Raw genomic sequence first — 17,034 nt, 5'->3', positions numbered from 1 at the left:
GTGTCGGTCCTCCCTGTGGCGAGACCAGGCGGCGACATGAACGAAATGAACGCCACGCCTCTCGCGGCCCGTGCCGACGCCCCGTCGCGGCCCGCGTTACTGCGGCTCGAGGGGATCTCGAAGTCGTACGGCCCCACGCGCGCGAATCGCGAGGTGACCTTCTCCATCGCGCCGGGCGAGGTGGTGGGGCTCGTCGGCGCGAACGGCGCGGGCAAGAGCACGCTGATGCGCGTGCTCACGGGGGGCGCGGTGCCCGACGCCGGGCGCCTGGTCGTGGACGGAACGGAGGTGGCTTGGGACCGCTACGGCCCGCGTGCGGCGCAGCGGCTCGGCCTCCGGATCGTTCACCAGGAACTCTCGCTCTGCCCCAACCTGACGGCGGCCGAGAACATGTACCTGGAGCGGCCCAGGACCCGCGCGCCGGCCTTTTGGCTCGGTCCCTACCGCCGGATGGTGCGGGAGGGGCTCGCCGCCGTGTTCCCGGACGCGCGGATCGACGCCGACCAGCGCGTCGGGCGGCTCGATCTGGCCGAGCAGCAGATGCTGGAGATCGCGCGGGCGGCCGGCGACCCGGCCCTGCGGCTCCTCATCCTCGATGAGCCGACCTCGTCGCTGTCCTCCGAGGCGGCGCGCGCGCTCCACGCCCATGTGGCGGCGCGGGCCGCGCAGGGGCTCGCCGTCATCTTCATCAGCCACAAGCTGCCCGAGGTGCTCGCCGTCTCGGACCGGGTCGTGGTCATGAGGAACGGCGCCGTGGTGGCGGACGCGCCGCGTGAGGAGATGACCCTGCCTGACCTCATGGCTGCCGTCGGCGGACGTGCGGCGCTGGCCGAGGTCGCACCTCCCGCCCCGTCCGGAGCCGAGGGGCCGATCCTCGTCCGGCTGGGTGGCGCGCTCACCTCGGCGCTCGGGCACGAGGTGGAGTTGCGGGCAGGCGAGGTCGTGGGGCTCGCGGGGCTCGAAGGCGGCGGGCAGAAGACGCTCCTGCGGCGCATCCGGGAGGCGGACGGGCGCGGCGCCAGCGAGGTCGAGCGGCGGGGCCGCGCGAGCTTCGTGTCGGGCGACCGCAAGGCCGAGGGCGTCCTGCCGCTGTGGAGCGTGCTGCGAAACATCGTCCTCGGTCGTGTCGCCGCCGCGCCGCCCCTGCGTGCCGTTCGTCCCGAGGCCGAGGCCGCAGCGGCGCGGCAATGGGCCGAACGCCTCTCCCTCGCGCCCGAGCGGCTGGACGACGGCATCCTCGACCTTTCAGGGGGCAACCAGCAGAAGGCGCTGATTGCCCGTGGCCTGGTGGACGCGAGCCCGATCGTTCTCCTGGACGACCCGACACGCGGCGTGGACATCGGCGCCAAGCGCGACTTCTACCGGGTGTTGCGGCAGGTCGCCTCCGAAGGGCGGCTGGCGGTCTGGCATTCGACCGAGGATGCCGAGTTCCTCGAATGCGACCGGGTCCTCGTGCTGAGCCATGGCCGGATCGTCGCCGACCTGCGGGGCGCGGCCATCACCGAGGAGGCGATCATCGCGCAAAGCTTCGCGACCCCGGACGGAACCAGCCCAGCCCGACGACAGGCAGCCGCGCCGTCGGAGCGGGTCTTCGGCGCCATCCCTTTCCTCGGGCTCGCGTTGCTCGTGGGGCTCATGGCCTGGATCAATCCGCTGGTGCTGTCAGGCTTTGGGATGCAGCTCCTGCTTGGGCCGGCGGTGACGCTGGTTCTGGTGGCGCTGGCGCAGATGTTCATCGTGGGCGGCAGCGAGGTGGACCTTAGCGTCGGCAACTTCGTCAGCATGGTCAACGTGCTGAGCGCCACGGTCCTCGTGACCGCGCCGTTCTTCGGGGGGCTAGCGCTGGCGGCAGGCCTGGGGGGCTATGCGTTCCTGGCGGTCCTGATCCGCACGCGGGGCATCCCGGCCATCGTGGCGACGCTGGGCGCCTCCTTCATCTGGTTGGGCGTGGGGCGGACCATTCAGCCTTCACCGGGGGGAAGCGCGCCGGACTGGCTGGGCGCCGCCTTCGACTGGCAGATTCCGGGCCTGCCTGCGCCTCTTGCGCTCATCCTTGCGGCGGGCGCGGTGGCGCTGCTCATCGACCGCTCTCCGCTGGGCGTGGTGCTCCGGGGGTTCGGCGCGGCGCCCGACGCGCTCGCGCGGCTGGGTTGGTCGCCGCTGCGCTATTCGGTCTGCCGCTACGTGATTGCGGGGGCCTTCGCCATGGCCGCGGGGCTTTATCTCACCGCCATGAACGGGGCGAGCGACGTGCGGGTGGGTGGATCCTACACCCTGCTCAGCGTCGCGGGAATCGTGGTGGGCGGCTGTGCGCTCCTGGGCGGGCGCATCAACCCGCCGGGCGTGGTGGCCGGAGCCGTCACTTTGGCCCTGATCGGGGCGGCGCTCGCCATGCTGGGGGTGGGGACGGACTTCAACGCACTGGTGCAGGGAAGCCTTCTCATTGCGATCCTCGGGCTTCGAACGGCTCTGGGGGGGAGGCGGTCCGATGCGGCCTGACTTGATGCGGTTCGCCGGGCGGCATCGCTGGATCTGGGCGGCTCTGGGCGTGGTGATCCTTTGGACGGTCCTCAGCGGGCTCACCCAGAGCATCAGCCTGCACGCGCTGACGGGGGTCGCCACCTCGGCCGCCTTCCTGCTCATTGCCGCACTGGGGCAGATGGTCGTGGTGACGACCGGGCGTGGGAATATCGACCTCTCCATCCCGAGCGTCATCACCCTGTCGGCCTTCGCCACCGTTACCGTCTCGGGCGGGCAGGACGCCAACGTGCCGCTTGCGGTCGCGGCAGTGACAGCCGTGGCGCTGCTGACCGGCGGCCTGAACGCCATCCTGGTGGTGCTGCTGCGGATCCCTGCGATCATCGCGACGCTGGCGACGGGCTACATGCTCGCCACCGTGACGCTGCTGGTGAACCGGCAGGTCAAGTCCTCGGGCACGGCCGAGACGCTCGCCTGGCTGGCCACCAACCGGGTCGGTGGCGTGCCCGTGGTGGCGCTGCTGGCCCTGGCGGCCACTGTTGTCGCCGCCTGGGTGCTGGCGCGGCTTGCCTATGGCTGGCAGCTCTCCGCCACTGGCCAGAACTGGGGTGCGGCGCGCCTTGCAGGGGTTCCGGTGGGGCGCACCACCGCGCTCGCCTTTCTCGCAAGCGCGATGCTTGCCGGGATCACCGGCATGCTCCTCTCGGCCTATGCGGGAGGGGCCTTCCTCGAGATGGGGACACCCTACCTCCTCCAGACCGTCGGGGCCGTGGTGCTGGGCGGCACCCTCATCGCGGGCGGCTCGGCGGTGCCGGCGGGCACCCTGTTCGGGGCGCTTCTCCTGGTTCTCATCGTCGCCACCATGCAGATCGCGGGCCTGCCCCTGGGAGCACAGGATATCGTGCAGGGGGTCGTCATCATCCTGGTGCTGGCGCTGGCCGGTCCCCGGAACGCCCGCTGAGCGCATGGGAGGCCATGTTTGCTTCCCGCGAGCCCACGTCAGGGCTCGGCGGATTCCGCCTGTCGGTCAGATGACCGGCACTGCTGGCAAGGTTGGGACGAGTTGAAGCCGCAGGTCGTCGAACATGTCGCCCGGGAAGGGGTGACCCCGACCCGTCGGGTCTACACCCGGTCGAAGCTGTAAGGTTCGGCTCTCATCGGGGCTCGTTCAGCAGCCCGCGCCGGATGGCATAGCACGCGCCCAGCAGGACCACCGGGGACGGGAAACCCGTCGAAACAGCCATGGCCTGCAATCCCGCGAGTCCCCCGCCCAGAAGCAGCGCAATGGCCCCAAGCCGGCCGAACGTGACCCAGAACACCCTCTGCGGAATGGGCGCGTTCACCTTGCCTCCGGCCGCGATGGCGTCGAGCACCAGGGAGCCCGAATCCGAGGAGGTGACGAAGAACACCACCACGAGCACGATGCCGACCAGGGAACTCAGGAAGGTCAGCGACAACCGGGTCAGCATGGCAAAGAGCTTCGGCTCCAGCGCGGCCTCCTGCGCCGGAGGCCAAGGCGATGGCCGTAATCACAAGGATGACGACCGCCAGCGCCGGGTTCGAGGAGGGGAGGCGAAAGAGATCGTCGAGCCCACCCGCGACCTGCTGGGCGCCGATGCCCAGAGACGTCGCCAGCCCGAATATCGTGGCGGGAATGGCCAGGATGTCGATCACATGTCCCGGCCGTCCTCAGGTCCACTCTCCCAAGATGGGTTAGACGCAGGAGCGCCGCGTCAGCGGCACCGGGCCCACATCCGCAATCCGCCGATGTCGGAACGTCCGCCCTACGGGAGCGCCGCAAACCGCTCGACTTCGCGTACCGGGCCCGAGACGATCAGGAGGTCCCCTTGCTCCGGCACGGTTTCCGGGACGGCATAGGTGAAGTCGGCTCTGGGCCGCTTCACGCCGACTACGGTGACCCCATAGCGACTCCGCAACCTGGATTCGGCCAGGGGGCGACCCACGGCCTCCTTGGGCGTGCAGGTCTTCACGATCGCGAACCCGTCCTCGAATTCCATGAAGTCGATCATCTTGCCGGTCACGAGATGCGCCACCCGCTCGCCCATGGCGGATTCGGGAAAGACCACATGGTGAGCGCCGGTGCGTTCCAGGATGCGGCCGTGATTGCGCGTGCTGGCCTTGGCCCAGATGTCCGGCACGCCCAACTCGCTCAGCGCCAAGGTGGTCAGGACGCTCGCTTCGATGTCCGTGCCGATGCCGACGACGGCGTGCTGGAAGTCCTGCACGCCAAGCTGGCGCAGGACCTCGGCGTTGCTGGTGTCGGCCTGGACCACATGGGCCAGCTGGTCGCTCCAGGTTTGAACCAGCGCGGCGTTCTCGTCGATGCCGAGAACATCGTGGCCGAGCCGCGCCAGGGACTCGGCGACCGCGCCGCCGAACCGGCCAAGGCCGATGACGACAACGCTGTCGCCGCGCGGGATGAAGACCTTACCCAACAATGGGACGCTCCTCGGGATAGCGGTAAAGGCGCTGACGCGGGCGCAGGGCCAGACCAGCGGCGGCGGTGATGGTGCCGACGCGACCCACATACATCAACAGGACAAGGATGAACTGCCCGCCGGATGGAAGCTCGTCCGTGATGCCAGTGGACAGGCCCACCGTGGCCGCCGCGGAAAGGACCTCGAACAGGATCAGGTCGAGAGGGAAGGATGTCATGAACAGCAGCGCCAGGGTCGCCAGGCTCACGATGGCGGTGGCCAGGAGCACCACGGTCAGCGCCTGACGCTGGACTTCGGTGCTGATGCGCCTCTTGAAGGCCGATGCGTCTGAATGCCCCCGGACCTCGGCCCAGACGACGAAGCCCAAAAGGAAGAAGGTCGTAATCTTGATGCCCCCCGCCGTGCCGGCGCTGCCGCCTCCGATGAACATCAGCATGTCGCTGAGCAACAGGCTCTCGGAGCGCAGCGCGCGCGTGTCGAAGGTGTTGAATCCTCCACTCCGGGTCATGACGGAATGGAACATGGCGTTGAGCAGACGTCCCCCAAACGGCAGCTGACCCAGGGTCCGCCTGTTGGTCCACTCGAACGCCAGGAAGGCAAGGAAGCCCCCCACGAGGAGGATGACGGTTCCTAGTATCGTGATCTTGGCATGGACCGACCAGAGCCCAGGCCTCCGCCACTCCTCGTGCAGTTCGTGGAGCACCGGAAACCCCAGCCCGCTGACCACCACGGCTGCCATGATCGGCACGAGAACGACGGGATCGAGCGCGAACCGGGTCAGACTATCGGAGTGAAGCGCGAAACCTGCGTTGTTGAAGGCCGATACCGAGTGGAAAAGACCGCTCCAGGCCGCACGAGCCCAGGGCTCGCCGTAGCTCAGATGAAAGCGCAGCGTCAGGATGGCGGCAACGATCGCCTCCACCGTCAGCGTGACAGCCAGGACCACGTGGATCACGCTCCGCACGTCCGCCGGGGTGAGGCTGCGGGTCTCGGCCTGCAGGATGCGCCGCTGCGTGAGGCGAAGCCGTCGACTGATTAGAAGCCCCAGTAGCGTCGCCCCGGTCATGATGCCAAAGCCACCTACCTGTATCATCCCCAGGATCACGGCTTGGCCGAAGGCGGACCAGTAGGTCGGCGTGTCGACCACGACCAACCCTGTGATGCAGATCGCGGACGTCGCAGTGAAGAGCGCCGTGATGAACGGCGTTGCGCCGTCCCCCGAGGCTGCAACGGGCAGGAGCAGCAGAAGCGTGCCCACGACGATGGCGCCCAACAGGGTGAGCGGGATCACGCGAACTGGATGAGTAATCTGGCGGGAGTTCACCGGACCATCCGACTTGGACGCTGCATCAGAGTTTTGCCTTCGGAGGTAGGCTCATTGGCGTGGTGGGCGACTGCAATCGTAACGGGCAGTTAATCGTGGAGCCGCTACTCCGCGACGCTTGCGACAGTCGCGCCGCAACGTCCAGACTCGTCGAAGCCGGAAGGGATGTTGCCAGGGTGACGAGGATCGAGCGGGGCAGCGGGCCTGCGACACTGCTGATGCCGGCCAAGCACGCCCCATCTCGGCACTGGGCCTCGTGCCGCTAGCCTTGGCCTTGAGCCGCGCAACGCTGATCCAATGTCCGGACGGATGAAGGGCAGGGCGGAACGGAGCGGATGCTACCGTTGAGTCTGACAGATCCGTCGAGATACCCAAAAAGCTGCGCGTGACATCGCTCTCGCTGGGTGCCGGGCGATTTGTGCCGCCTGAGATCAGGCGCCCGCGCCGAACTGGGACTGGTTCGTAGCTGTCCGACAGCACCCTTGATCATCCGCAGATCGGTCCGGGGCACATGGTTCCCTTGGCCGCACAACCCTCAGGGAAAGGCTAGCCCGGTGGCCCACATTCAGCTGGCAGGTCATCTCAGCTGAAGACCTCGACAGAACTCGACCCAGCTTGGGGGAAGGGCCACCTTGCCTGTTGGCTGATCCGAAATGGTGGGGCCGCCGCCTAAGACCCTTCGACCAGATCCGCGAGATGCCGTCCCAGCGGCTGCTTGGGATCGGCGAGGTCCAGGACGACGTTCATGTGGTTGAGGTTCGGCTCGGTCCGCAACTCACTCTCCGAGCCTTGGGCGCGAAGCAGCCTGTGCAGCCGGCCGGCCTGGTCATGGAACGGCTGGGTCTCCTCCCCGCCGACGATGAAGGTCCGTGGCGGGGAGGACATCTGGCGCGATGTGACCGGGGACCAAGCCGCAGCCTCCTCGGGCGTCATCCGCGCCTCGTCCTTGAGGAAGCTCGCCGGGATGCCGGACAGGTCGTAGATCCCGCTGACCAGCAGCAGCCCCCGGAGCCGGGGCAGGTCCGGCGGCGTTTCTTGTGGGCCTGCGGCCGCGAGATAGGAGGCCAGATGGGCCCCCGCCGAATGGCCGCTGACGGTGATGCGGTCGGGATCGGCCCCGATCCCGGCTGCGTGGCGCTGCAGCCAATGGACCGCGCGACGCACCTGCCCGACAAGGATCGCAAGACGCGTGCCGGGCATGAGGTCGTACTCGACCACGGCAGCGATCCCGCCTGCGGCCAGCACCGGTGCGGCCACGCAGCGATAGGCCTCCTTCTCGCCCGAGCGCCAGTAACCCCCATGCACGAACACATGGAGCGGTGCCCCGGCGGTCGGGGCGGGCGGCAGGATCAGGTCCAGCGTCTCGCGCGGGCCCTCCCCGTAGGCGAGGTCGGCCCGCACCGTGGCACGGGCGGTCAGGCTCCGGCTGCGCGCCGCGATCTCGGCAGAGATCGCATCAAAGCCGGGCACGAAGTCCCTGATCCGGTAAGGGTCGCGACCGTCCATCCACATCCTCCCCGCCCCGAAGGCTAGCTCAGAACTCCAGGGCGTAATACTTCGCTTCCATGAATTCGAGAATGCCGGTCGTGCCGCCCTCGCGTCCGAGCCCGCTTTCCTTGACCCCGCCGAAGGGGGCGGCCGGGTCCGACATCAGGCCCCGGTTGAGCGCCACCATGCCGCTTTCGAGCGACCGGCCCACCCGCAGCGCGCGGGCGAGGTCCGATGTGTAGACATAGGCCGCGAGGCCGTATTCGGTCGCGTTGGCAAGCTGGATCGCCTCGGCTTCGTCGGCGACGCGGTAGATCGCCGCCACGGGGCCGAAAATCTCCTCGCGGGCAATCTCCGCGTCCCGGGGCACGTGGTCGAGGACCGTGGGCGGATAGAAGAAGCCGTCACCGCCAAGCGTCACGCCGCCCGTCCGGACCCGCGCGCCCTGCGCGACCGCGTCCGACACGAGGCGGTCGATCTTCTGCACGGCCTTCCGGGTGATCATGGGGCCGCACTGGGTCGCGGGGTCCGTCCCCGGGCCGACCTTCAGCGCCGCCATGCGCCGGGTCAGCCCCTCCACGAAGGCGTCGTGGATGCCGTCCTGGACATAGAAGCGGTTCGCGGCGGTGCAGGCCTCGCCCGCGTTGCGCATCTTGGCCACCATCGCCCCGTCGAGCGCGGCGTCGAGGTCGGCATCATCGAAGACAAGGAACGGCGCGTTGCCGCCGAGCTCCATGGAGCAGCTCACGACCGATTTTGCGGCCTCGGCGAGCAGCCCCCGCCCGACAGGCGTGGAGCCGGTGAAGGACAGCTTTCGCACGCGCGGGTCGGCCAGGATGGCGGACACGACAGGGCCGGGCCGCGTGGTCGTCAGCACGTTCACCACGCCGGGCGGCACGCCGGCCTCCTCGCCCAGCCGCGCCATGGCGAAGGCGGTGAGGGGGGTCTCGCTCGCGGGCTTCAGGATGACCGTGCAGCCGGCAGCGAGGGCAGGGCCGATCTTGCGCGTTGCCATGGCGGCCGGGAAGTTCCACGGGGTGATGAGGAGCGCGATGCCGATGGGTTCGTGGTCCACGAGGATGCGCTGCGCGCCGGAGGGCGCGGTGCGGAACTCGCCGGGGATGCGCGTCGCCTCCTCGGCGTACCAGCGGAAGAACTCGGCCGCATAGGCGACCTCGCCCCGTGCGTCGGCCAGCGCCTTGCCGTTCTCGCGCGAGATGAGGACGGCCAGTTCCTCGGCGTGCTCCTTCATCAGGTCGAACCAGCGTCGCAGGATCTCGGAGCGCTGGCGGGCGGGCGTCGCGCGCCAGGACGCCGCGGCGGCGTGGGCGGCGTCCACGGCGGCGAGGCCCTGCTCGACCGAGGCGTCGGGCACCTCGGCGAGGATGGCGCCGGTCGAGGGGTCGACGACGGGGATGCCGCCGCCGGGCAGCCAGCGGCCGCCGATGTACTGGCCCTCGGCGTGCAGGGCGGGGTCGGAGAAGTCCGGGTTCAGGCCGCGGACGGAAGCGACGGTCATGGCGGGGGCCCTCCTGGGCATCAGTGGACGAGAGCCCGGTCGCCCGCATAGGCAGCGGCGACGAGGCGGCGCATCCCGGTCCGGTCGATCGGACGGGGGTTGTTCTGGATCAGGCGCTCGATGCCGCAGGACTGGTCGGCGACCCAGTCGATACGGTCCTCCTGAAGCCCCAGGGAGCGGAGGGAGGACGGGATGCCGATGCGCTCGAACAGGGCGGCGATGGCGGGGATCACCTCGTCCCCGCACGGAAGGCCGATGGCCTGGGCGATCTCGTCCAGCTCGGGGCCGATGGCGGGCCGGTTCCACTCCATCACAAAGGGCATCAGGCAGGCGACGCCGGTGCCATGGGCGGTGTGGGTCGTGGCCCCGATGGGATACTGGATGGCATGGGCCGCGGCGGTCCCGGCCACCCCGAAGGCCAGGCCCGCGAAGGTCGCGCCCATCATCACGCGTTCCCGCGCGGCGCGGTCCGCTCCATCGGTGCAGGCCGCCTCGAGTCCTTCCCACAGGAGCGCGATGGCCTGGAGCGCCAGCCGGTCGGACATGGCGTTCTTGCCGATGAAGACCCGTTCGGTCGCGAGCGAGGCCGAGACGGGGCGCCGTCCAGCCGTAAAGGCCTCGATGGCATGGGTCAGGGCGTCGGCGCCGGCGATGGCGGTGAGGCCCGGCGGGCAGGTCATGGTCAGCTCGGGGTCGCAGATGGCGACGGTCGGGATCAGGTGTGGGCTCGACACGCCGACCTTGAGGCTGCGTTCGCTGTCCGACAGGACCGCGACCGGCGTGACCTCGGACCCCGTTCCGGCCGTGGTGGGAAGCGCGATCAGCGGCAGCACGGGGCCCGGCACCTTGAGTTCGCCGTAGTAGTCCTGCGGCCGCCCGCCATGGGCGAGGAGAAGCGCGATGCACTTGGCGAGGTCGAGGCAGGACCCGCCGCCCACGCCGATCACCAGGTCGGGCGCGAAATCGCGCGCTGCCTTGGCGCAGGCCACCGCCGAGTCCACCGGAACGTCAGGCAGGGCTCCGGCTTCGATCCGCACCTCGAGGCCCTCGCGCCGGACGGATTCGGCAAGGGCGACGAAGTCCGGGTCACCGGCCAGCCGGGCGTCCGTCACCATGAGAGCGCGCTGTCCCAGCCTGCGGGCCATGGCGCCCACGGCGTGCCGCTGCCCGAAGCCGAACAGCAGCTCCCGTGGGGCCCTGATCGTTCCAAAGAGATCCATTCAACCCTCGCATCGCATGAGTCAGGCCAAGGCGGCCCGGAGACCGTGAAGTTCGTCGAAAAGAGCGTCCGGCACGTCGATGCCGTCCCGGAGCGCGGCGGCACGGCGGCGTCGCATCCCGTCGCCCGGCGCTTCCACCGGGTGCCGGGGGTCGGCAGGGCGCGAGGCCCGGAGGGCGTCGAGGTACAAGGACAGCCGGCGCGTCCCGGCGGCGTCGCGCCCCGGATCTATCAGCAGGAGGAGGTCGCCCTTGTTGGCGACGTGGGTGTCGTCCAGCGTCCCTCGCACCTCAGGCGCCAAGGCCGATCCTGCGAGCAGCGCGACCATGAGCTCGAGCGCGAGGCCCAGGCCGTAGCCCTTGGCGCCGCCGAAGGGGGCGATGGTCCCCGCCTTGGCCGCCTCGGGGTCGGTCGTTGGGCGGCCCTGCGCGTCCACGGCCCAGCCTTCGGGCAGGGGCTCCTTGCGTAGCGCATGGGCATGGATGCGGCCCATCGGCACAAGGCTCGTGGCCATGTCCAGCACGAAGGGCGCCCCGCCAGTCGGGAGACCGATCGCGAGGGGGTTGGTGCCAAGCATGGCCTGGGTGCCGCCAAAGGGATGGACCAGGGCCTCGCTGTTGCAGGTGACCAGGGCGATGAGGCCGCGCGTGGCAGCCTGCTCGGCGTAGTAGGCCAGCATACCGATGTGGTTGGCGTCGCGGATGGCCGCGACGGCGATGCCGGTTGCGGTCACGGTCGTGGCCAGGGCCTCGAGCGCCGACATCATCACCACCGGCCCGAGCCCGCGCTGTCCATCCACCTCGAGCATCCCGACCCGTGGCCAGCGGTGCCGACCCGACGCCACCGGATCGGCGAGCCCGTTCGCCACCCGGCTCAGGAGCCGCGGCAACCGCTGGAGACCGTGCGAGGGAAGGCCCCGCAACTCGGCCTCGATGAGGAGGTCCGACTGGAGGCGAGCCGCCGACGCGGGCACGCCCCGGCTTTCCAGCAACTCGGTCGCGAGGGCACGCAGCAGCGGCTCTTGGCACAGCATCCCCTCGCCTCCCTATATCATATACGATATTATATTTGACAGGGACCATCCTATCTGGAACAACAGTCCTCGTGTCAAGCCGAACATCAGGAGGCCCCATGGGGATCGCGGCGGATCGAGAGGGGCGGAGCGGGCCGGTGCGGCCGGCGAGCATCGTCGATGGGGTCTACGACGCCATCTACGAGCGGCTGATGGCCCTCGACATCGCCCCAGGGGCGCGCATCACCATCGACGTCCTCGCGCGGGAACTGGAGGTGTCGCAGACCCCCGTCCGCGAGGCGCTGAGCCGCCTCGAACGCGAGGGGCTCGTGCGGAAGGCCCATCTGATCGGCTACAGCGCCGCGCCGCAACTCACGCGCAAGCAGTTCGACGACCTTTACAGCTTTCGCCTGCTTCTGGAGCCCGAGGCCGCCCGCCTTGCGGTGCGGAACATGAGCCCCGAGGACCTGGCCGACCTGGAGGCCAAGGCCGCCGAAATGCGTCGGGGTGGCGCGCCGGCTGACCGCAGCAGCCGGTACTCGCATTTCGCCCGCTCCGACGCCGAGTTCCACGACCATATCCTGCGGCTCGGGGGGAACGAGGTCATCCGCAGCACGCTGGCCAACCAGCACGTCCACCTGCACATCTTCCGCCTCATGTTCCACACGCGCGTGACCCAGGAGGCGCTGGAAGAACACGACCGCCTTCTCGCGGCGATCCGCGACGGGAATGCCGATGGCGCTGCAGCGGCGATGCACCAGCATATCGAAAGGTCGCGGGATCGCCTTCTCGCGGCGTTCGATTGAACATGGCGGCGACCTCGCGCCTCCGGGACCGGATCCCGGTGCTCCGCGCCGAGGGGCTTGCCAAGGCCTACGGCCCGATTACGGTCCTGTCCGGCGTCACGCTCGACATCCATGCGGGCGAGGTCCACGCGATCATCGGCGAGAACGGCGCCGGCAAGTCCACCCTGATGAAGATCCTGTCCGGCCATGTCCGGCCGACCGCCGGTCAACTCGTCCTCGATGGGCAGCCAGTGGTCCTTGCGGACGCCGTGGCGGCCGAGGCGGCCGGGATCTCGCTCGTGCACCAGGAAATCCTGCTCGCGGCCGACCTGACCGTGGCCGAGAACCTGTTTCTTGGGCGCGAGATCACGCGGGGACTCATGGTCGATGACCGGGCGATGAACCGCCGCGCGGCCGAGGTTCTGGAGTCCATCGGTGCGACGGGCCGCCCGCGCGACCTCGTCCGCGACCTGCCGCTCGCCCAGCGCCAGCTGGTGCAGATCGCCCGCGCCCTTCTGGAAAAGCGCAAGGTCGTCATCCTCGACGAGCCGACCGCCGTGCTCGCCAACGACGAGGTCGCGGCGCTCATGCGCGTCGTCCAGCAGCTGCGCGCGGCCGGTGTCGCCGTTCTCTACATCTCCCACCGGCTGGAGGAGGTCGAGGCGCTGGCGGATCGCGTCACCGTCCTGCGCGACGGCCAGATGATCGGCACCTACCCCGCCGCGAGCCTCACGCAGCGCGCCATGGCCGAGCTCATGGTCGGGCGGGAGCTCGCAATGCTCTATCCGCCGAAGCGCCCTGCCGCCACCGCCGCGCCGCTCCTCGAAGTCGAGGGGCTGTCGGTGGGGCACGGCGAGCAGGCTGGCTCGTTCCACGTCCGACCGGGCGAGGTCCTGGGGATCGGCGGCATGATCGGCTCGGGGCGGACGGAACTGTTCGAGGGGCTCATGGGCCTCAGGCCATCGCGCGCGGACCGCGTCGCGTTGAACGGGCATGCCATGGCGCGCCGCTCCGTCCCGGCGTGGCGGGACGCGGGGCTCGTCTACCTTACCGAGGATCGCAAGGGGCGGGGCCTGCTCCTCGAGGAGCGGCTCGCCCCGAACCTGACGCTTCTTGCCCTGGACCAGGTCCATGACGGTTTCGTCCTGAACCGCGGGCGCGAAGCCGCCGCCCTGGGCGACGCGGTGCGGGATTACGACATCCGCGTGCGGACGGTCCATCTGGACGCGGGCCAGCTCTCGGGCGGCAACCAGCAGAAGCTCCTGCTCGCCAAGGTGATGATGTCGGACCCATCGGTGGTCATCATCGACGAGCCGACGCGGGGCATCGACATCGGCAACAAGAGCCAGATCTACGACTTCATCGACAGGCTGGTGCGGTCAGGGAAGGCCTGCATCGTCATCTCCTCGGAACTGCCGGAACTGGTGGGCCTGTCCGACCGCGTGCTGGTGATGCGCGGCGGCCGGATCGTGGCCGAGCTCGGGGGAGAGGAGATCACCGAGGCCAACGTGGTCTACGCCGCGGCCAGCGGCCGGACCGCAGACCAGGGCCGGGAACCAAGGGAGGACAAGCGATGAGCATAGCAAGCGCCCGGGTCGCCGCCAGGGAGAGAGGGTGGGCGATCCGCTGGAGCGACCTGGGGCCGTTCATCGCCCTGGCCGTCATCATCGTCCTGGGAGCCCTCCTGAACCCGAGCTTCCTGTCCGAGACGAACGTCCTGAACGTCGTCACGCGCAGCGCCTTCGTGGCGATCATCGCGATCGGCGCGACCTTCGTGATCTCGTCGGGCGGGCTCGACCTGTCCGTGGGCTCGATGATGGCCTTCGTGACCGGCGTGATGATCATGATCATGAACGCGCTGGCGCCGTCACTGGGCAGCGGAGCCATCGTGGCCGGCGCGGCCTGCGCCCTGGTGGTGGGCGCCCTGTGCGGAGCGGCCAACGGCCTGATCGTGACCGTGGGGAAGATCGAGCCCTTCATCGTGACGCTGGGCACGATGGGCATCTTCCGGGCGCTGATCACCTTCATGACGGACGGCGGCTCGCTCCCCATCGACCGCAGCCTGCGCGAGGCCTATCGCCCCGTCTATTTCGGGAATCTCCTGGGCGTCCCGGTTCCCATCGTCATCAGCCTGGCCGTGATCCTGCTCGGGGCGTTCCTGCTTTACCGAACCAAGTATGGGCGGCGCTGTGCCTCGGTGGGCGCGAACCCCGAAGTGGCGCGCTTCTCGGGGGTGCCGGTCGCGCGGGTCCAGACCATCGCCTATGTCATCCAGGGCCTTTGCGTGGCGGTGGCGGCCATCTGCTACGTCCCGCGGCTTGGCGCGGCGACCCCCACAACCGGCCAGCTCTGGGAGCTTCAGGTCATCACGGCCGTGGTGATCGGTGGCACGGCCCTGCGAGGAGGCAAGGGCCGCATCTGGGGCACCGTGGCCGGCGCCCTGATCCTGGAAGCCATCGCGAACCTGATGGTGCTGTCCGACATGGTGTCCGAATACCTCGTGGCCGCCGTGCAGGGGGTCATCATCATCGTCGCCATGCTGGTCCACCGCTTCACCAAGTAGCCGCGGCAGAGAATCGCGGCTCGAATTCCAGAGGAGGAGAAGACATGAACACGATCACAAGGACGGCCTGGTTGTCCGTCTCCGTCGCGACCCTGTGCGCGACGGCAGCCATGGCCCAGGACAAGACGGTCATCGCCGTCTCGATCCCCGCCGCCACGCATGGATGGACAGGTGGCGTGGTCTACCACGCCGAGCAGGCCGAGCAGGAGATCGAGGCCGCGTTCCCCGACATCGACGTCGTCGTGAAGACGTCGCCTTCCGCGACGGCCCAGGTGTCCGCCCTCGAGGACCTGACGGCGAGCCAGGACCTCGACGCGCTGGTCATCCTGCCCTTCACCTCCGAAGAGCTCACCGGACCTGTCGAGCAGGTGAAGGCCGCCGGCACGTTCATCACCGTCGTGGACCGGGGCCTGGCGGATCCGTCGATCCAGGATCTCTACGTCGCGGGCAACAACATCGCCGTGGGCGCCAACACCGCCCGCTACCTGAGCGAGCAACTGGGTGGCGAGGGCGAGATCGTCGTGCTGCGCGGCATCCCCACCGTCATCGACGACGAGCGGATCCAGGGCTTCACCGACGTCATCGATGACACGAACATCAAGATCCTCGACATTCAGTACGCCAACTGGAACCAGGACGAGGCCTTCACGCTGATGCAGGACTACTTGGCCAAGTACCCGCATATCGACGCGGTCTGGGCCAATGACGACGACATGCTCCTGGGCGTGCTGGAGGCCATCAAGGAGTCCGGCCGCACGGAAATCCGCTACGCCCTGGGCGGAAACGGCATGAAGGACGTCATCGAGAAGGTGATGGCCAATGATCCGGTCACGCCGGTCTCGACTCCATATCCGCCTTCGATGATCAAGACCGCCATCTACATGACCGCCGCCCAGTTCCATGGGCAGGCCCCGGTCCGGGGCACCGTGCTGCTCGATGCTCCTCTCATCACGCCCGAGAACGCCGAGCAGTTCTACTTCCCCGATTCCCCATTCTGACCCCGATCCGGCAAGATCGGCGCCCGCCGCCGTGTGGCGGGCCCTACCAACACCACAACCGAAGGATAGACCCATGCCCGGCAAGACGATCCTCATGCTCTGCGGCGAGTTCACCGAGGAATACGAGATCTTCGTGTTCCAGCAGGGGATGGAGGCGGTGGGCCACACCGTTCACGTCGTCTGCCCCGACAAGGCGGCCGGCGAGGTCATCGCGACCTCGCTCCACGACTTCGAGGGGCACCAGACCTACACCGAAAAGCCGGGCCACAACGCCCTGATCAACAAGACCTTCGCCGAGATCGACACGGCCGAGTACGATGCGGTGTACTGCGCGGGCGGTCGCGGGCCGGAATACATCCGCACCGACCCGCGGGTGCAGGACATCGTCCGCCACTTCCACGAGACCGGCAAGCCGATCTTTACGATCTGTCATGGCGTGCAGATCCTGATGGCGGTGGACGGGGTCCTGACCGGCCGCAAGGTCGCGGGTCTCGGCGCCTGCGCGCCCGAGGTGCGGCTTGCGGGTGGGACCTATATCGACCTGTCTCCGACCGAAGCCTACGTGGACGGGAACATGGTCTCGGCCAAGGGTTGGACGGCGCTGGCCGCCTTCATGCGGGAATGCCTGAACGTCCTGGGCACGAAGATCACCCACAGCTGAGGCAGTCCTCTGCATTCGATACCCGGGACGGCCAACTCCGCCCGGGTATCGAGGTCGCTCGGGACGACCTGCGGTCAAGATGCCGAGGATCGGCATCTTGTCCGCCGCCCTGAGGATCGATCTCTGGTGGACTCCTGAGCCTTCGGACTGTCGCTGCGGCCCCCCGTCCTGATCAAATCAGGCCCGATTGAGCGCTCCCGTCCTGTCGCTGAACGGGGTGAACCAAAGCTTCGGTCCCATCCAGATCCTGTTCGATGTCTCGATGGCCCTCCGTCCCGGCGAGGTTCATGCCCTCATTGGCGAGAATGGCGCGGGCAAGTCCACGACCATGAAGATCATGTCCGGGGACCTCGCGCCGACGACAGGGGAGGTGCGTCTGGATCACCAGTTCGGCCCCTAGGTGTCCGCAGCCCGCGCGAGGCGCAGGCGCTGGGCCTGATGTATCTCACGGAGGACCGCAAGGGACGCGGGCTCGTGCTCAACATGGGCATGCGCGAGAACCTGACCCTTCAAAGCCTGCCCAGGTTC

The 17,034-nt window shown here is 68.9% G+C and carries 14 protein-coding genes and 1 pseudogene; 8 read left to right on the top strand and 7 right to left on the bottom strand.

The window, feature by feature from the left end:
* Window positions 1-36: 36 nt before the first annotated feature.
* Both J3P31_RS20335 and J3P31_RS20330 read left to right on the top strand, forming a co-directional pair.
* Window positions 37-2,499, top strand: coding sequence for an ATP-binding cassette domain-containing protein (locus J3P31_RS20335; protein ID WP_210530363.1), 2,463 nt, complete (start codon window positions 37-39; stop codon window positions 2,497-2,499).
* On the top strand, window positions 2,489-3,439 hold the full coding sequence (locus tag J3P31_RS20330) for an ABC transporter permease (RefSeq protein ID WP_210530362.1): 951 nt from the start codon (window positions 2,489-2,491) through the stop codon (window positions 3,437-3,439). Before J3P31_RS20335 ends, J3P31_RS20330 begins: the two co-directional genes overlap by 11 nt.
* Before the next feature lie 193 nt (window positions 3,440-3,632).
* Here J3P31_RS20330 and J3P31_RS20325 read toward each other — a convergent pair.
* The 7 genes and pseudogenes from J3P31_RS20325 to J3P31_RS20295 all read right to left on the bottom strand — a co-directional run.
* A pseudogene (locus J3P31_RS20325) lies at window positions 3,633-4,167 on the bottom strand (BCCT family transporter); the annotation flags it as partial.
* A gap of 95 nt (window positions 4,168-4,262) precedes the next feature.
* Window positions 4,263-4,937: a potassium channel family protein gene (locus tag J3P31_RS20320; RefSeq protein WP_210530361.1), complete on the bottom strand. Its 675-nt coding sequence runs from the start codon at window positions 4,935-4,937 to the stop codon at window positions 4,263-4,265.
* Window positions 4,927-6,261, bottom strand: coding sequence for a TrkH family potassium uptake protein (locus tag J3P31_RS20315; protein ID WP_210530360.1), 1,335 nt, complete (start codon window positions 6,259-6,261; stop codon window positions 4,927-4,929). The genes J3P31_RS20320 and J3P31_RS20315 overlap by 11 nt, the downstream gene beginning before the upstream one ends.
* Window positions 6,262-6,930: 669 nt before the next feature.
* Window positions 6,931-7,767, bottom strand: coding sequence for an alpha/beta hydrolase (locus J3P31_RS20310; RefSeq protein ID WP_210530359.1), 837 nt, complete (start codon window positions 7,765-7,767; stop codon window positions 6,931-6,933).
* Between the two features lie 28 nt (window positions 7,768-7,795).
* A complete protein-coding gene (locus J3P31_RS20305; protein WP_210530358.1) occupies window positions 7,796-9,268 on the bottom strand; it encodes an NAD-dependent succinate-semialdehyde dehydrogenase in 1,473 nt (490 codons plus the stop codon).
* A gap of 20 nt (window positions 9,269-9,288) precedes the next feature.
* Window positions 9,289-10,488: an iron-containing alcohol dehydrogenase gene (locus J3P31_RS20300; RefSeq protein ID WP_210530357.1), complete on the bottom strand. Its 1,200-nt coding sequence runs from the start codon at window positions 10,486-10,488 to the stop codon at window positions 9,289-9,291.
* A 21-nt stretch (window positions 10,489-10,509) separates the two neighbouring features.
* Window positions 10,510-11,520, bottom strand: a complete 1,011-nt coding sequence (locus J3P31_RS20295; protein WP_210530356.1) for an Ldh family oxidoreductase — start codon at window positions 11,518-11,520, stop codon at window positions 10,510-10,512.
* A 98-nt stretch (window positions 11,521-11,618) separates the two neighbouring features.
* Here J3P31_RS20295 and J3P31_RS20290 point away from each other — a divergent pair, with 98 nt between their 5' ends.
* From J3P31_RS20290 to J3P31_RS20265, 6 genes are all read left to right on the top strand, one after another.
* A complete protein-coding gene (locus J3P31_RS20290; RefSeq protein WP_210530355.1) occupies window positions 11,619-12,305 on the top strand; it encodes a GntR family transcriptional regulator in 687 nt (228 codons plus the stop codon).
* 2 nt (window positions 12,306-12,307) lie between these two features.
* Window positions 12,308-13,861: a sugar ABC transporter ATP-binding protein gene (locus tag J3P31_RS20285; protein ID WP_210530354.1), complete on the top strand. Its 1,554-nt coding sequence runs from the start codon at window positions 12,308-12,310 to the stop codon at window positions 13,859-13,861.
* On the top strand, window positions 13,858-14,847 hold the full coding sequence (locus J3P31_RS20280) for an ABC transporter permease (protein WP_210530353.1): 990 nt from the start codon (window positions 13,858-13,860) through the stop codon (window positions 14,845-14,847). The genes J3P31_RS20285 and J3P31_RS20280 overlap by 4 nt, the downstream gene beginning before the upstream one ends.
* Window positions 14,848-14,891: 44 nt before the next feature.
* On the top strand, window positions 14,892-15,845 hold the full coding sequence (locus J3P31_RS20275) for a substrate-binding domain-containing protein (protein WP_210530352.1): 954 nt from the start codon (window positions 14,892-14,894) through the stop codon (window positions 15,843-15,845).
* A 73-nt stretch (window positions 15,846-15,918) separates the two neighbouring features.
* Window positions 15,919-16,506, top strand: a complete 588-nt coding sequence (locus tag J3P31_RS20270; protein WP_210530351.1) for a DJ-1/PfpI family protein — start codon at window positions 15,919-15,921, stop codon at window positions 16,504-16,506.
* Window positions 16,507-16,693: 187 nt separating this feature from the next.
* Entirely contained in the window at window positions 16,694-16,906 is a 213-nt protein-coding gene (locus tag J3P31_RS20265) for an ATP-binding cassette domain-containing protein (protein ID WP_210530350.1), read from the top strand.
* Window positions 16,907-17,034 lie beyond the last annotated feature (128 nt).

The sequence above is a fragment of the Rubellimicrobium arenae genome, from assembly GCF_017916275.1.
GTDB classification, from domain to species: domain Bacteria; phylum Pseudomonadota; class Alphaproteobacteria; order Rhodobacterales; family Rhodobacteraceae; genus Rubellimicrobium; species Rubellimicrobium arenae.
The sequence above is the reverse complement of the archived record's forward strand: the minus strand, read 5'-3'. Positions and strand labels throughout refer to the sequence as shown.

Bases quoted from the DNA above. Each gene is read 5' to 3' on its own strand.
- J3P31_RS20310 (WP_210530359.1), bottom strand. From the start codon at position 7,767: ATGGACGGTCGCGACCCTTACCGGATCAGGGACTTCGTGCCCGGCTTT.
- J3P31_RS20300 (WP_210530357.1), bottom strand. From the start codon at position 10,488: ATGGATCTCTTTGGAACGATCAGGGCCCCACGGGAGCTGCTGTTCGGC.
- J3P31_RS20305 (WP_210530358.1), bottom strand. From the start codon at position 9,268: ATGACCGTCGCTTCCGTCCGCGGCCTGAACCCGGACTTCTCCGACCCC.
- J3P31_RS20275 (WP_210530352.1), top strand. From the start codon at position 14,892: ATGAACACGATCACAAGGACGGCCTGGTTGTCCGTCTCCGTCGCGACC.
- J3P31_RS20270 (WP_210530351.1), top strand. From the start codon at position 15,919: ATGCCCGGCAAGACGATCCTCATGCTCTGCGGCGAGTTCACCGAGGAA.
- J3P31_RS20335 (WP_210530363.1), top strand. From the start codon at position 37: ATGAACGAAATGAACGCCACGCCTCTCGCGGCCCGTGCCGACGCCCCG.
- J3P31_RS20280 (WP_210530353.1), top strand. From the start codon at position 13,858: ATGAGCATAGCAAGCGCCCGGGTCGCCGCCAGGGAGAGAGGGTGGGCG.
- J3P31_RS20285 (WP_210530354.1), top strand. From the start codon at position 12,308: ATGGCGGCGACCTCGCGCCTCCGGGACCGGATCCCGGTGCTCCGCGCC.
- J3P31_RS20290 (WP_210530355.1), top strand. From the start codon at position 11,619: ATGGGGATCGCGGCGGATCGAGAGGGGCGGAGCGGGCCGGTGCGGCCG.
- J3P31_RS20330 (WP_210530362.1), top strand. From the start codon at position 2,489: ATGCGGCCTGACTTGATGCGGTTCGCCGGGCGGCATCGCTGGATCTGG.
- J3P31_RS20295 (WP_210530356.1), bottom strand. From the start codon at position 11,520: ATGCTGTGCCAAGAGCCGCTGCTGCGTGCCCTCGCGACCGAGTTGCTG.